Source organism: Rhizobium sp. RU36D (assembly GCF_900176345.1).
In the GTDB taxonomy this organism is placed as follows: domain Bacteria; phylum Pseudomonadota; class Alphaproteobacteria; order Rhizobiales; family Rhizobiaceae; genus Allorhizobium.
The window spans coordinates 328,851-344,031 of sequence record NZ_FWXU01000002.1 but is presented as its reverse complement, the minus strand read 5'-3'; the positions used below and the strand labels follow the sequence as shown (position 1 = coordinate 344,031).

Annotated in this window: 13 protein-coding genes; 2 read left to right on the top strand and 11 right to left on the bottom strand. The window is 65.4% G+C overall.

The window, feature by feature from the left end:
• Positions 1-137: 137 nt before the first annotated feature.
• From B9A97_RS04480 to B9A97_RS04470, 3 genes are read right to left on the bottom strand one after another with little or no spacing between them, the layout of a single operon-like run.
• Positions 138-3,212: an efflux RND transporter permease subunit gene (locus tag B9A97_RS04480; RefSeq protein ID WP_084363791.1), complete on the bottom strand. Its 3,075-nt coding sequence runs from the start codon at positions 3,210-3,212 to the stop codon at positions 138-140.
• On the bottom strand, positions 3,209-4,294 hold the full coding sequence (locus B9A97_RS04475) for an efflux RND transporter periplasmic adaptor subunit (protein ID WP_084363790.1): 1,086 nt from the start codon (positions 4,292-4,294) through the stop codon (positions 3,209-3,211). The genes B9A97_RS04480 and B9A97_RS04475 overlap by 4 nt, the downstream gene beginning before the upstream one ends.
• Complete coding sequence (locus B9A97_RS04470) at positions 4,291-5,370, bottom strand: efflux RND transporter periplasmic adaptor subunit (protein ID WP_084363789.1); 1,080 nt, start codon at positions 5,368-5,370, stop codon at positions 4,291-4,293. Before B9A97_RS04470 ends, B9A97_RS04475 begins: the two co-directional genes overlap by 4 nt.
• 92 nt (positions 5,371-5,462) lie before the next feature.
• Here B9A97_RS04470 and B9A97_RS04465 point away from each other — a divergent pair, with 92 nt between their 5' ends.
• Positions 5,463-6,089 carry a TetR/AcrR family transcriptional regulator gene (locus B9A97_RS04465; protein ID WP_084363788.1) on the top strand — a complete coding sequence of 209 codons (627 nt, stop codon included), beginning with the start codon at positions 5,463-5,465 and terminating at the stop codon, positions 6,087-6,089.
• A gap of 24 nt (positions 6,090-6,113) precedes the next feature.
• Here B9A97_RS04465 and B9A97_RS29705 read toward each other — a convergent pair whose 3' ends face one another.
• From B9A97_RS29705 to B9A97_RS04430, 8 genes are all read right to left on the bottom strand, one after another.
• Complete coding sequence (locus B9A97_RS29705) at positions 6,114-6,263, bottom strand: hypothetical protein (protein WP_179145217.1); 150 nt, start codon at positions 6,261-6,263, stop codon at positions 6,114-6,116.
• Positions 6,256-7,437 carry a phytoene/squalene synthase family protein gene (locus tag B9A97_RS04460; RefSeq protein ID WP_084363787.1) on the bottom strand — a complete coding sequence of 394 codons (1,182 nt, stop codon included), beginning with the start codon at positions 7,435-7,437 and terminating at the stop codon, positions 6,256-6,258. Before B9A97_RS04460 ends, B9A97_RS29705 begins: the two co-directional genes overlap by 8 nt.
• Entirely contained in the window at positions 7,434-8,996 is a 1,563-nt protein-coding gene (locus B9A97_RS04455; RefSeq protein WP_084363786.1) for a phytoene desaturase, read from the bottom strand. The genes B9A97_RS04460 and B9A97_RS04455 overlap by 4 nt, the downstream gene beginning before the upstream one ends.
• Positions 8,993-9,913 carry an alpha/beta fold hydrolase BchO gene (bchO, locus tag B9A97_RS04450; protein WP_084363785.1) on the bottom strand — a complete coding sequence of 307 codons (921 nt, stop codon included), beginning with the start codon at positions 9,911-9,913 and terminating at the stop codon, positions 8,993-8,995. The genes B9A97_RS04455 and bchO overlap by 4 nt, the downstream gene beginning before the upstream one ends.
• Positions 9,910-11,805 (bottom strand): VWA domain-containing protein, encoded by a 1,896-nt coding sequence (locus B9A97_RS04445; protein WP_084363784.1) that lies wholly within the window; start codon positions 11,803-11,805, stop codon positions 9,910-9,912. The genes bchO and B9A97_RS04445 overlap by 4 nt, the downstream gene beginning before the upstream one ends.
• Positions 11,735-12,769, bottom strand: a complete 1,035-nt coding sequence (gene bchI, locus B9A97_RS04440) for a magnesium chelatase ATPase subunit I (RefSeq protein WP_084363783.1) — start codon at positions 12,767-12,769, stop codon at positions 11,735-11,737. The genes B9A97_RS04445 and bchI overlap by 71 nt, the downstream gene beginning before the upstream one ends.
• Positions 12,770-12,859: 90 nt before the next feature.
• Positions 12,860-13,564, bottom strand: coding sequence for an anti-sigma factor (locus B9A97_RS04435; protein WP_084363782.1), 705 nt, complete (start codon positions 13,562-13,564; stop codon positions 12,860-12,862).
• The gene (locus B9A97_RS04430; protein ID WP_084363781.1) at positions 13,561-14,112 is read right to left on the bottom strand and encodes a sigma-70 family RNA polymerase sigma factor; all 552 of its coding nucleotides are present in this window, start codon (positions 14,110-14,112) and stop codon (positions 13,561-13,563) included. The genes B9A97_RS04435 and B9A97_RS04430 overlap by 4 nt, the downstream gene beginning before the upstream one ends.
• A 202-nt stretch (positions 14,113-14,314) precedes the next feature.
• Between B9A97_RS04430 and B9A97_RS04425 the strand changes: the two genes are divergently transcribed.
• Positions 14,315-15,103, top strand: a complete 789-nt coding sequence (locus B9A97_RS04425; RefSeq protein WP_084363780.1) for a DUF4394 domain-containing protein — start codon at positions 14,315-14,317, stop codon at positions 15,101-15,103.
• Positions 15,104-15,181: the final 78 nt, after the last annotated feature.

Here is a 15,181-nt window from a genome sequence, read left to right as displayed (position 1 = left end):
ACTTGATCGCACTGGATCCCGGCTCGGGGGCCGGGAAGACGGACAAATTTGCAGGCCACGAGAAACGTACATCTTGCGGAACGGATGGTTTATCAGCGGTCTGATGCCGCGCCTATAATGGCGCGGCATGTGTCGTGTCAGGCATGGGCCTCGGTGGCCGGAGCCGGGTCGTCCTCCTCGCGGGGGATGCGGAACCAGGCGACATAGAGGGCCGGCAGGAAGAGCAGTGTGAGGACCGTGCCGACGACGATGCCGCCCATCATGGCATAGGCCATCGGTCCCCAGAACACCTCGCGCGAGATGGGGATGAGCGCGAGCGTGGCGGCCGCCGCCGTCAGCATGATCGGCCGCATGCGGTGCTCGGTCGCCTCGATCACGGCCCGCCATGGCCGCATGCCCTCACTTCGCAACTGCTCGATCTGCACCACGAGGATAACCGAGTTGCGGATGAGGATGCCGATGAGCGCCAGCACGCCGAGGATGGCGACGAAGCCCATGGGCGCATTGCTGAGCAGCAGGGCCGCGACCACGCCGATCAGGGCGAGCGGTGCTACCGCGAAGACCAGGAACAGGCGGCTGAAGCTCTGCAGCTGGATCATCAGGATCGTCGCCATGGCAAACAGCATCAGCGGCGCCACCGCAATGATCGGCTCCTGGGATTCGGCGCTCGATTCCACCGAGCCGCCGATTTCCACCTGATAGCCCACGGGCAGGGCGGCGGAGAATGCCTCGACCTTCGGCTTCAGCTCTTCGACAATGGTCGCCGGCTGGGTCGAGCCGATGACGGCGGCCTTGACGGTGATCGTCGGGATGCGGTCGCGGCGGGCGATCAGCGGCTGCTCAAGCTCGTAGCGGAACTCGGCCACCGCCGACAGCGGCACGGAGGTGCCATTGGCGCCCGACAGCTGCAGGTTCTTCAGCGTTTCGATCGAGCCGCGTTCGGAATCCTGGGCGCGGCCGATGACATCGATCAGGTAGATGCCGTCGCGGACCTGGGTCGCGGTAGAGCCCTGGACGACGCCGCTCAGGCTGTTGGCAATGTCCTGCGAGGAAATGCCGAGCTGTCGTGCCTTGTCCTGCAACACGTCGATCTTGACGACGCGCGAGGGCTCGTTCCAGTCGAAGGTCATGTTGGAGAGCAGCGGGTGGCCATTGACGATGGCGCCGAACTCACGGGCAAGCTGCCGGACCTTCTGGATGTCGGGGCCGCTGACGCGATACTGCACGGGCTTGCCGACGGGCGGGCCGATGTCCAAGAGCTTGACGAAGGCATCCGTGCCGGGGAAGGTCTTCACCAGATAGGCCTGCAGGTCGGCGCGCAAGCGGTCGCGTGCCTCCAAGTCCTTCGCCACGATCACCACCTGGCCGGTCCAGGTTGCCGGCGTTGCGACATCATAGGAGAGGATGAAGCGCGGAGCACCGCCGCCGACATAGGTCGACCAGTGGTCGATATCCTGGTTGCCGACCAGCTTTTCCTGTTCGAAGCGGGCGATCTGCCGGTTGGTCTCGGCAATCGTGCTGTTATGCGGCAGGTCCCAGTCGACGATCAGTTCGACGCGGTCGGAGGAGGGGAAGAACTGCTGCTGCACCAGCCCCATTCCTGCGACCGACACGGCGAAGACCGCGACGGTGGCGATTATGGTGACCCAGCGCCAGCGCATGGCAAGACCCAGCATCCAGGCAAAGGTCCTGGCCATGCGGCCCTTGCTTTCGTGATGCGACTTCATGGTCTTCGGCAGCATCGCCACGCCCAGGAGCGGAGTGAACAGCACGGCGACGATCCAGGAGACGATCAGCGACACGGCAATGACGACGAACAGCGTGAAGGTGAATTCGCCAGCCGCGCTGCTGTTGAGCCCGATCGGGATGAAGCCCGCGACCGTGACCAGCGTACCGGTCAGCATGGGGAAGGCGGTGGAAGTGTAGACATGGGTCGCCGCCTTGCGCAGCGTATCGCCCGCCTCCAGCCGCGAGACCATCATTTCGACGGCGATCATCGCATCGTCCACGAGCAGGCCGAGCGCGATGATCAGCGCGCCGAGCGAGATGCGCTGCAGCGAGATGCCGGTATATTCCATGAAGACGAAGGTGATCGCCAGAACCAGCGGAATGGAGATCGCCACCACCATGCCGGCGCGGACGCCAAGGCTGATGAAGCTGATGGCGAGCACGATGGCGATGGCCTCGAACAGGGCCTTGGTGAAGCCCGAGACAGCCTCCTCGACCACCTTGGGCTGGTCGGAGACGCGCTCGACGGTGACGCCGATCGGAAGGTCTGAGATCACCCGCTCCAACTGGGCATCGAGCTGCTCGCCGAAGGTCAGGAGGTTGGAGCCGGTCTTCATGCCGATGGCAAGGCCGATGGCCGGCTGGCCCTTGAAGCGGAACAGCGAGGATGGCGGATCGACATAGCCGCGCTTGATGGTGGCGATATCGGTGAGCGGGAAGAAGCGGTCGTTGATCCTGAGATTGATGGCCCTGAGGCTCTCTTCCGAGGTGAACTGGCCGCTGACGCGCAGCGCGATGCGCTCCGCCCCCGCCTCGACGACGCCGGACTGGGTGACGGCATTCTGCGCCTGCAGCGTATTGATGACCGACTGCTGGTCGATGCCGAGTGCTGCGATCTTGCGGGTCGAGAACTCCAGATAGATGGCCTCGTCCTGGGCGCCGATGATGTCGATCTTGCCGACATTCGGCACTGTCAACAGCTTGGCCCGGGCGTCCTCCACGAGATCGCGGAGCTGGCGCTGGGTCAATCCATCAGAGGTGAAGGCGAAGATATTGCCGTAGACGTCGCCAAAACTGTCGTTGAAGAAGGGGCCGAGCACGCCGCTGGGCAACTCGTTCTTGATGTCGTTGACCATGTTGCGGACGCGGACCCAATTGTCCGTGACCTGGCTGGCCTTGGTATTGGCCAAAAGCTCGATGAAGATGGTCGTCTGGCCGGCCTTGGTCTCGCTGCGGACAAAGTCCAGTGCGTCCAGCTCCTCAAGCTTCTTCTCGATGCGGTCCGTGACCTGGCGCGTCATCTCCTCGGCGGAGGCACCCGGCCATTGCGCATTGATGATCATGGTCTTGATGGTGAAGGCCGGATCTTCCTCGCGTCCGAGATTGAGGTAGGACAGCGTGCCCGCCACGACGAAGATCAGCATGAAGTACCAGACGAGGGAACGGTGTTCGAGCGCCCAGTCGGAGAGGTTGAAGGATTTCACTGGGTCAGCTCCTGATCGACGCGAATGGTTTGGCCTTCTTCGAGGGTATTGACGCCCGCGGTGACGACGCGGTCGCCGGGATTGACGCCGCTGGCGATGGTGACCTGGCTGCCGGGCGTGGGCTCGCCCTCCGTCTTCACGGGGCGTGAGACAACCTTCTTCGCCGCTGCATCGACGATCCAGACCGACTGGCCCTTGTCATCGGTCTTGATGGCGGAGGCGGGAAGGCGGATCGTCGCGACGCTCTCGGTGCTGGAGGTCGCCGTGACCACGGAGCCGAGCCGCATGGATTCCGGCGGATCGACAAGGGTAAGCTTGGTGCGCAGCGTGCGCGTGGCGGAATCGGCCTCCGGCGCGATCTCGCGGATGACGGCCTTGGCGCGGATTTCAGGATCGAGCTGCAGGAAGACCTCGAACGGCGAGCCGACCTTGAGCTGCGCCCCGATGGCCTCGGGAACGTCGATCACCGCATCGCGCTCTTCCGGACGGGCGACGGTCGCCACCGCCTGGCCGGCGGAGACCACCTGGCCGATTTCCGCGGAGGTCGCGGTGACGACGCCGTCGAATTCGGCGACCAGCCGGGAATAGCTCAACTGCTCCTCGGCCTTGGCGAGATTGGCTTTTGCCTTGGCCACGGCGGCTTCTGCGGTCTTGCGCTCCAGCTCTGCCGTCTCAAACGCCGCCTTGGCGCCGGACTGGCGCTCGAACAGGGTTTTCTGCCGCTGTTCGTTGGTGGCGGCATTGGCGAACTGCGCCTCGCTATTGGCGAGATCGGACTGGGCGCTCTTGACCGCAAGCTCCAGCGCCAGGGGATCAATGGCCGCCAGCACGTCGCCCTTCTTGACGAGGTCGCCGGTCTGCACATTGCGAGCGACGATGCGCCCGAGGATGCGGAAGCCAAATTCGGTCTTGACGCGCGCTTCCACCGTTCCGGGAAGCGAGAGCTGGATGGAGGGCTCGGCCTTGGCCACCAAGGACAGCACAGGCCGGGGGGCGGCCACCGTTTCCTTCTTTTCTTCCTGGCAGGCCGTGAGAACCGTGCCGGCCAGAAGCAGGGCCGCGATCTTCGCTGCGGTTTTCATGGCTTGGCTCCCTCGTAGGCCACGACGTCGCCGTCGCTGATGAACTTGCTGCCGTTGGTGATGACGATTTCGCCTGGCGTGACGCCGGAGCGGACATAGAACTGGCTGCTGCCATAGACGAGCACCTCGACGGGGCGCAGCTTGGCCGCGGATGTCTGTGGATCGACCACCCAGACGGCAGGACGCCCGCCGGCGGAGGCCATGGCGGACCAGGGAAGCTCGATCGTCGTGACCGGCTTGTATCGGGCAATCGCCACGACGGGGCTGCCGAGGCTGACCTTGGGATCGCCCTCGATGCCGAGCTTGACGCGGATGGTGCCGGTGCTGGTATCGATGGTGGGCGAAATCTCGCGCACCGTCGCCTTCATGGGATCGCCACCCGATAGCGGACGAACCTCGACATCGCTTTCGAGATCGCGGCCGAGACCGATGAACAGGGATTCGTCGACATTGAAGACGGCGTCGCGCGGGCCGTCCTGCGCCAGCGTGAAGACGAGCTGGGCGGCCTGTGCCACCTGCCCGACTTCGGCGTTTCGGGTGGTGATGATGCCGTTGGCATCGGCCTTCAGCTCGGTCTGGGCCAGCGCGTCGCGGGCGGTATCGACTGCAGCCTGCGCAGACTCGACCGTCGCATTGGCCCGAAGCACCGCCTCGCGAGCCTCATCGAGGGCGGCGCGGGTGGAAACACCGGTGTTGAACAGGCTATCCTGCCGGTCGAGCGCCTGCTGCGCCTGGGTCTTCTGCGCCTCGGCGGATTGCAGCGTGGCGAGCGCCACCTGCAGATCGGCCTGCTGCTCCTCGGAATCGATGCGCGCCAGAACCTGGCCAGCCTCGACCCGATCGCCGACATCCGCGAGGCGTTCGATGATGCGGCCACTGATCCGGAAGGACAGCTCGGACTGGACCCGCGCGCTGATCTCGCCCGTGCTGGAGACGGTCTGCGACCAGGGAGCAGCCGCCACAACAGTGGTTTCCACGAAGCGCGCGGGCTTCTTGGCGACCTCTTCGGCGGGAGCGCAGGCACTGAGGAAGGCGCAAGAGCACGCCAGCAGAAGGATTGATAGGGGCCGTCGCATGATCGCCTCTTGAAGATTGATGGCAAAGCGCTATCATTGAATGACTAGTTAGTCAATGAATTTGTGCCGAAGACGCGGCGAAGGGTATACAAATGGCAAAGGCGAAGAAGCTGACCAGGGCCGAGCAGAAGCTGCTCCGGCCGATCCAGATCCTGGATGCCGCCTTCGAGGAATTCGTGGCACACGGCTATAGCGCGGCGCGCGTGGAAGACATTGCCGATCGCATTGGCGTGACCAAGGGCACTGTCTATGTCTACTTTCCGACGAAGGAGGATCTGTTCTCGGCGATGATCGGGCATATCTCGGCGCCGCTGCAGGACCTGTTGGCGGAATCCCGGGAACTGACGGGATCCAGCGCGGAAAAGCTTCGGGCCTTCCTGCTGCTCGCCTATGACAAGATCACCCGGGACAGGCGGGCACGCGAGCTGATGCGCTTCATAATTTCCGAGGGAGCGCGCTTTCCGCAACTGATCGACCAGCATCACACTGAACTCGTCGAGCCGCTGATCGGCCACACGCAACAGATCCTGGATGAGGGCATCGACAAGGGCGAATTTCGCAAATCCCCGACCGTGAATGCCGAAATCATCGTGGCCCCCATGCTGAAGCTGCTGATGGACCTGATGATCTTCGACAATCGCCGCACCGTTGACCTGACAGCCCATGTTGCCGCGCATCTCGATCTGGTGCTGAACGGGATCGTTGCCAAGCATGGCTGAGGCCAGCCTGCAGCGACATCCCGCTCACTCCCCCTTCTGCCGCTCTTCCGCGGCCCGGCGCTCCTGGTCCTCCCGCTTGTATCTGTTGAGGTCACGCCGCTGCCAGACATAGAAGGCAATCGCCAGGCCGAAGACGAAGGTTGCCTCGATCAATCCGAAATAGTGCTCAAGCAAGGCGGGCCGCCTTCTGCCAGCGCTGTTGCCGGCGGACAAGCCGATCCTCGCGGCCGCGGGCCTGCAGATCGAGCATGACCGAGGCCACGCGCTCCAGCGTCGACGCGGAAGGCAGAGATGCGGAAGGCGCCGTATGCCGTTCAAAAGCAGCGCCCGCCGCCTCCACGAGATTTGCCACCGACGCATCCGCCGCGGCATTCTGCAGCGCTGCGGCAAGGTCCGCCGGCAGTTTCACCGGCAGCTTTGCCCGCAAGACAAGCCAAAGCTTGCGTGGGAGCGTGGTGCTGGCGCGGCGGGAGACGCTGTCATAGCCATTGGCCGCGATGCGGCGGCCGATATCCTGATAGGTCAGCGCCGCCGTGCGGATGGCATGCCGGCAATCGGCGGGAAGCTTGTCGATGCCGGCATGGCCGAGCCGATAATGCCGGTCAGCCTCGTCCAGCAGGCGCTTGACCACCTGGCCAAGCCCAGGCGAAAAGCGCGGCCGGCGACGGAAGGCTTCGACATCAATGCCGGCTTCCCACAGCCAGTCCTGCGGCAGGTAAAGGCGGCCATTGCGGGCATCCTCGCCGACATCCCGGGCGATATTGGTGAGCTGCATGGCAAGGCCGAGATCGGCGGCCCGCGCCAGCGTCCAGCGCTCGCCGCGATCCATGACCAGCGACATCATCAACCCGACGGTGGCGGCAACGCCCGAAGCATAGTCCTTGACCTCCTCGATCGTGCGGTAGGGGCGGTCTTCCATGTCCATGGCAAAGCCATCGAGCAGGGCCATCGGCAAGCCCTTGGGGATGGCATGATCATGGGCGATGCGGGCAAAGGCGCGGTCGCAGGCGTGGTCGGCGGGGGTGCCCTGGTAGATGAGGTCCAGCCGGCGACGCAAGCGCTCCAGGGCGTCAGGTCCGCGCGCGGTGTCGTCGATCACGTCGTCGGAGTGGCGGCAGAAGGCATAGAGCGCGTGCGCCGCCCGGCGCGTCCGGCGCGGCAGGATGAGCGAGGCGATGTGAAAGGATTTCGAGCCACGCCTTATGGAGGCGGTGCAAGTGTTCAAATCCGTCCCGTCGCCGGTGAAGCCATAGTTCAGCCCGACCGGGCGTCGCAAAAATGGCAGCGGCAGATGGCGCTCCTCGGCGCCCAGGTCCTGGCCGGCGGATTGGCCCGTCTGATCGGTCATCCCTTGGTTCCTTCTGCCTTGCGGGCCATGATCTCACGCGGGTCCGGCACCAGGTCCGAGACGATGCGGGCGGATGAAAGCACGCCCGGAAGACCGGCGCCGGGATGGGTGCCCGCGCCGCAGAGGAAGAGATTGTCCAGCTCTTCGCTGCGGTTATGCGGGCGGAACCAGGCGCTTTGCAAAAGCTTCGGCTCCAGCGCGAAGGCCGCACCCTGCCAGGAATGCAGGCGGTCGCGAAAATCAATCGGGGTGGCGACCCGCGAACTGACGATATGGTGCTTCAGCCCCGGCAGCACGGTCTGTTCCAGCCGCGTCTCGATACGCCGGCGATAGGTCTCGGCCATACTTTCCCAATCGGTGGAGCCGCCGAGATTGGGCACGGGGCTCAGCACATAGAAGGCGTCGCAACCCTCGGGTGCGACCGTGGGATCAACGGCACTTGGCCGGTGGAGATAGAGGCTGAAATCCTTCGCCAGCCGCTGGCGGTGGAAGATATCCGTGAGGAGACCGCGATAGCGTGGCCCGAACAGCATGGTGTGGTGATAGACATCGTCATACCGCCTGTTGGTGCCGAAATACCAGACGAACAGGCCCATGGAATAATCGCCGCGGCGGATCTTGGCATCAGTCCAGCGGCGGCGCGGATGGTGCTTCAGCATGCCGGCATAGGTGGTGGCCGGGTCGGCATTGGAAATGACGATATCGGCCGACAGCGTTTCACCCGAGCCGAGCCGCACGCCCGTGGCGCGGCGACCCTCGGTGAGAATGGTTTCCACGCGCTCGCCAAGCCGGATCACACCGCCATTTCGCGTGACGAGACTGGCGATGCCCTTGACCAGCGCGTTGGTGCCGCCCATGGCGTAATGCACGCCATACCGGCTCTCCAGATGGGCGATCAGGCAATAGAAGGAGGTGGCGGAAAAGGGATTGCCGCCAATCAGCAGCGGATGGAAGGAAAAGATCGTGCGCAGCTTCTCATTGCGGAAATGGCGGGCGACGACCTGGTAGACCGAGCGATAGCCACCAAGCCGCACCAGGCCGGCGAGTGTCCGGGCGGTAAAGCTAAGGCTGTGAAACGGCTGGTCGGCCAATTGCTCGAAAGCGACCTCGTAGATGCGGCGGCTTTCTTCCATGAAGCTGCGATAGCCGGCGACATCGGCCGGCTCGAAGCGGGCCACCTCCGCCTCCATGGCCGCCCGGTCGCCGGAATAGTTGAACCAGGTACCGTCATCAAAACGGATCTTGTAGAAGGGGTTGCAGGGCCTCAGCTCCACATCGTCCTGCAGCCGGCCGCCGCAATCGCGCCAGAGTTCCTCGAACAGCCAGGGTGCGGTGATGATGGTGGGGCCGGCATCGAAGACGAAACCATCCTGCCGATGGGCATAGGCCCGCCCGCCCGGCGCATCCAGCGGATCGATGACCGTCACCCGGTAGCCCCGCGCGGCGAGCAGCGCAGCCGTGGACAACCCGCCGACGCCAGCGCCGATGACGACAGCATGCGGCCGCGCCGGATCGAGGGAATGCGGGGCATGGGCGGAAATGCGACCGACGATATTCATGCGGCATCTACCCCTTCTTTGGCCCTTGAGGACGCAACCGCGGACAAAGCATCGACGATCGCCCCGGACACGAAACCCGGATCGCATTCATGCAGCAGGTGGCCGCCGCGTTCGGCAAGCACCAGCCGCGCGGTACGGTTCAGCCGGGCCGCTTCCTGCGAATTCCTGACCGGCACCATCGGATCGTCGCTGGCGGCGATCAGCACGACGGGGGAGGACAGGCTGCCCAGCAGGCTGGCAAAACGCGTGAGATCCCAGGCGGCCATCATGCCGAGCGCGCCGCGCACATGGCCGGGCGAGGTGAGGAGCCGTCGATAGAGCGCCGCGCCCGGCTCGTCGATGCGCGAGCCGGTGGCCGACAGCAGATTGCCGCCGAGCGGCGTGGTGCGCGCCAGAAGCGAGAACATCGAGGCCGAGAAGGGATTGGCAAACAAGGCCTTGGCGAGCGGCGAGAACAGCCGGTCGCCGCGGATCGGCAGGAAGGCGCCGTTGATGGCGACGACTGCTGGTGCCGCCTCCCGACCCCTGACGGCAGCCAGAGAAACGGCAATCGCACCGCCGGCGGAATGTCCTGCGATCATCGCCGGCGTCACATGAAGATGCGCCAGCAGCGCGGCGATCGATCGGGTCATGCCCGGAAGCGACAGATCGGCGGGGCTGAGCGGGCGGGTGAAGCCATGGCAGGGCAGGTCGATCGCCAGCAGGCGAAACTGCTGTGCGAGCAAGGGCAGGATATGGCGCCAGGAATGGGTCGATGCGCCGGTGCCATGCAGGAGCAGCAGCACGGGCGCGTTGTCCGGCCCCATCTCCTGGACATGCCAGCGCAGGCCCGCCGTCTCGACAAAGCGAGTGGAAGAGCGATGCGGCCAGTCCTTGCCGTCCCTGTCCCAATCCAGCCATGTCTCACCCATCATCATGCCCTGGTGGTCTCCATGGATGCGTGGACGAGAGCGGTCATGCGGCCGGCATCGGCCTGCCGCAACACATGCAGCTCGGCGCCGAGAAGGCTGGCGAGCGATGTCACCGCCTCGCGCGGGCGCCGGGCGATGTCGATGCAGATCGTCGTCAGGCCATTTGCCCGGTAGAGCCTTGCGAGCTGTTCGGTCTGGCGGGCGGCAAGCGGCCGGTCGGCGCTGCCATCCAGCGCGACATTGCCGCTGCCATCCGTCATGACAACAACGACAGGTGTGTTGCCGCGACGGCGGACGGAGAGTGCGAGTTCGAGACCTTTTTCCAGGCCGGCCGCGAGCGGTGTGGCGCCCCCGCCCGGCAAAGCCGACAGCTTGCGCTTGGCAGCAACCAGGGAACGGGTGGGCGGCATCAACACCTCCGCCGCCTTGCCGCGAAAGGCAATCAGCGAGACCTCGTCGCGTCTGATATAGCACCGCGCCAGCAACTGCTCGATCGCGCCCTTGGTTTCGCCAAGCCGCTCCAGCGCCGTGGAGCCCGAAGCATCGACGACGAAGATCGCCGTGGAGGGTTTTGGATGGCGCAGGCGCTGGTAGCGAAAATCGTCCTTGCGGATCAGCAGCCGTCCTGAGGGAATGGAGGCTTCGTCGGCATTTTCCAGACGGCTCTTGAGGCGCGCACGGATCACCTGCCAGGGGGCCGCGGCGCGCAGGGTGCCGATAATGTCAGGCCGCGCATCCGGGAAGGGCGCGCTGCGGCTTGCGGCATAGGGCCTGCCGCGTCGCGCGTTTTTCGCGGTTCCTCCGGCCTTTCCGGCCCGGCCTGCCTTGCGGGCGGCCCGTTCGCTGACGGCAAGCGACAGCCCGTCGATCGATCCATGCTCGACCGCGGCCAGCAATTCGCCAAGGGAATCCGGCGGGGTGCCCATCTCATCCCCCTCAGTGTGGGGGCTGGCAGAGGGCTCGGCCGCATCCGGCGTGGCGGTCTCGGGCGGTGGTGGCGGTTCCTGCCGGGCTTGCGGCTCGCCGCTGACAAGGCGGATGCCTAGGCAGAGCCGGAGTGCGGTCACGGCATCCTCCGGCAAAACCGCGTCCCGGCCGGAAAGTGCTGCCAGGATGCGCGCCACCGTGGCGAGGTGCAACAGCGCGCGCAGCGAGGCATGACCACCCGACGCGGCGATGGCCGAGAGCTGCTCGATGACCTTGTCATCCATGGCGACCTTGCGCCAGGAAATGTTCGGCTCTGGCAGCGCGGGCAGTGCGGCGCCGGCGACGGTCTGCCAGGCGATGCCCTCCAGGCTGACATGCAGGCCGAGCCGATCCGACAACACCGATGGCGGCGCCTCTTCCGGCTCGATCGCCTCATCAAGGGCGATGACGGTGAAGAAGGCCGGCGTCGCAGCGCTTTCCCCATGATTTCCCGGCCGCGCGCTGCGGGACGAGCGCGTATCCATGACATCGGCGATGATGGCCGCCGCCGAGGGCTCCAGCCGCTCGGCCATGGGGATGACCAGGACGCCACCATGGGCGGAGGCCAGCAGGCCGGGCTGCCAGACGAGCCGCTCACTGGCCGTCGTCTGGGCGATATCCAGCCGGCCGCAGAGCGTGGCCGCTGACGCGCCGGGCGGCAGGCGGAGAAACGGACCCGGCAGGAGCGCCCTGGCATGATCAAGGAAGAGATCGCGGATGCCGCCGGCACGCGCGGTGAGCCACAGGCCGCCGATGTCGGCGCCGCCCACGGCCATGACCTGGGCAGCCGTCAGGGCATCGCGCCAGCGGTCTTCCCCATGCCGCAGCATGGCGTCGAGAACGCCGTCGTCTGCCCCGACATTATGCATGGCCGCCGGCCATTTCCAGGCCCGCCAGCGCCCGCTCGATCCGCGGCGTACTGCCGGCATCATCAAGGGGATCACGGCGCAGGCGGTGGCACAGGACCATCGGCGCGATGGACTCGACATCGGCCCAGGTCACGGCGAGGCGTCCCTCCAGGGCCGCGGCAGCCCGGCCGGCCCGCATCAGCGTCAGCTCCCCGCGCATGCCATCGATGCCGAGCCGCATGCACAGCTGCGACATGCGCGACAGGATGAGATCGGGAACCTCCACCTGGCGCAGGATCTTGCGCGCCGCCACCACCTGTCTTTGGATGACGGCCTCGCGCCGCGACCAGGTGGCGGCAAAGGCGACGGGATCGCTTTCATAGGCATCGCGGCGGCGAATCACCTCGATGCGCATCTTGAGATCGTTGATGGTGCGCACATCGACGGACAGACCGAAGCGGTCCAGCAATTGCGGGCGCAGATCGCCCTCTTCCGGGTTGCCGCTGCCGACCAGCACGAAGCGGGCGGCATGGCGGATGCTCAGGCCCTCGCGCTCCACGACATTGACGCCCGAGGCGGCGGCATCGAGCAGCAGATCGACCAGGTGGTCCTCCAGCAGGTTGATCTCGTCGATATAAAGAAAGCCACGATTGGCGGCGGCCAGCAGCCCCGGCTCGAAGGCCTTTTCACCGGCAACGAGGGCTTTTTCGATGTCGAGCGAGCCGCAGACCCGGTCTTCGGTGGCGCCGAGCGGGAGGTCGACCATCGGCGTGCGAATCTTGACCGTGTCTGGCCGGGCGCTGCCCTGAAGCCGGCATCGGCAGCAGGCCTCCTGCGGCTCGCCGGGCAGGCAATTGTAGCGACAGCCTTTGCGGGTCTCGATCTTCGGCAGAAGCTCGGCCAGCGCCCGCACCGCCGTCGATTTGCCGGTGCCGCGATCGCCGAAGATAAGCACGCCGCCGAGCAAAGGCTCTACGGCAGCCATCAGAAGCGCCTTCTTCATATCCTCCTGACCAACGATGGCCGAGAATGGAAATGGCAGTGCCATGGGATCGCCTCCTCCCGAGTGTCAATTTATATTGACACTTCTTGCGAGGATTTTGAAGAGGCAGTTGACACTTTATTAGGGGCCAGCGTCTCACCGCGGCAAGCGCGCCAGCCCCTTGGCCAGGATCGGACCGGTCGGCCGGCCCGTGGGCGAGCCACCGGCCTGTTCCAGCGTGATCTCATAGAGCTGGTCGCCGCGCGGAACGGGCAGGGCAGGCCCCTCAAGCCGGGTGGAGCTTGACCCCTCGACAAGACCCAGCGAGACGGGGCCCATCTCCCGCGAAGGCAGGGTCCAGACCTGGATCGTCTTATCCTCAGGCACGGCGAAATCGGTCAGCAGGCGGATGCTAGCCTCGGCATTGCCGAAATCCTCGACGATGGCCTGGACCTCGCCAGTCTCGTTGACCAGCACGGCGACCACGACAGGCTCGACGGTGCGCATGAGGCTGTAGCCGAGGCCGATGGCGAGCACGACAGTGGCGGCCATGGCGGAGAGCGCCGCAGCCCGCCAGCCATTGCGACGGTTGTCATTGGCGGAAGCCGGTCGCGAGGCGCTGGCTTCGCGATTCTGCACGGGCAGGGAGGCCTCGATCCGCTGCCAGAGCGCTTCGCCGGCGGCTAGCGGTTCGGCGCTGGTATCCAGCGGCAGGAAGCGGTCGCGGCTTGCGGCAATCGCCGCCCTCAATTCGGCATCGCGTTCCATGGCATCCTCGATCTCCGCGGCCTCGGCGGCGTCCAGCAGGCCCAGCACATAATCGTCGGCAATGGCGGGAATGTCATCGCGGGTGTAGCTCATGCCATGCACTCCCGCAGGGCCGAAAGTCCGCGCCGGATCCAGGATTTGACCGTTCCGAGCGGCAGGCGAAGGCGCCCCGCGATTTCGCCATGGGAATAGCCGCCGACATAGGCCATCAGAATGCCCCGGCGCTTGGTTTCATCAAGCGCCGCGAGGCAATCATGGAGATGAGACGTGCGGTCCAGCCGATGCCAGGCCGCCATGATCTCGTCCGTCGCGTCATGGTCCTGCAGCGCCTCGACATCATCGACGGCATGTTCACGCCGGCCGTCGCGGATCAGGTTGAGCGCCCTGTTGCGGACGATGGCATAGATCCAGCCCCGGGCCGAGCCGCGATCGCTGCTGTATTGATGGGCATGGGTCCAGATGCGGATGAAGGCCTCCTGCACCACCTCCTCGGCCAGATCACGTCGACGGACGATGCGCTGGGCGACCGCGATCAGCCGCCCGGCCTCGCGATCGAAAATCATGCGCAGCGCCGACCGGTCGCCCCTGGCGCAAGCCGCAAGCGCTCTGTCGAGATCATCAGGCCCGGAGCCCACCAGCATCAAACACCTCGTACATACGTCGAAAGCCATTGCTTTCCTCTGCCAGCTATACCCGACAGAGGCCCCCGTGGATGCACGACAAAAATAAATTTTCGGCTGCTGCATCCAAACAGGCCCTCTCCCGTGTCGTGATCAATGGAAGCGTCACCGACCCCAAGGGCATGGCGACTTCCGGACTGTTCACCAAGACGGGAGAAAGACCATGAAGACCATTCGTTTCGCACTGATCGCCTCGACCGCATTTGCCGCCGCCGCCGTGACGGCTCAGGCCGCCCCCGTGCTCGGGCTTGCCGGCGACAAGACGCTGGTGATGTTCGACACCGACAAGCCCAGCGTCACCAAGACCATGGATGTCACCGGCGTCGACAAGCTCTTAGGGATCGACTTTCGCCCCGGCAACAAGACGGTAATCGGCGTCACGCCCGACCATCGCATCGTCACCATCAACCTGGAAACGGGCGCTGCCACCGATGTCGCCAAGATGGACAAGATGCTGACGCTGACCGAGGCGCCTGTGGTGGTGGACTTCAACCCGATGGCCGACCGGCTGCGCTTCATGACCGGAACGACCAACCATCGTATCCACCCCGACACCGGTGCGGCCACCGTCGACGGCACGCTCGCCTTCGAGGAGGGCGACATGCACAAGGGCGAGACGCCGAACATCGTCGCCGCGGCCTATACCAACTCGATCGGCAAGCCGGAAAAGACGGCGATGTACAATATCGATGCCACGATTGGCGCGCTGGTGCAGCAGACCAAGCCGAATGACGGCACGCTGAAGGCGATCGGCAAGCTCGGCATCAAGGACATGCCCGCCACCTATGCCTTCGACATCCAGGGCCAGGCCGATGGCAAGAACACCGCCTATCTGGCAGCCGCCAAGACACTCTATACGGTGAACCTGGAAACAGGCGCCGCGACCGCTGTCGGCCCGATCTCCGGCCTCGACAACGAGCTTCGCGACATCACCATCCTACCGGCGATGTAAGCGCGGACCACGCCGGATCCAAGCATCCGGCGGAACCTCCATGGCCGGCGCACCGAGGGCGCCGGCCATGATGGATCG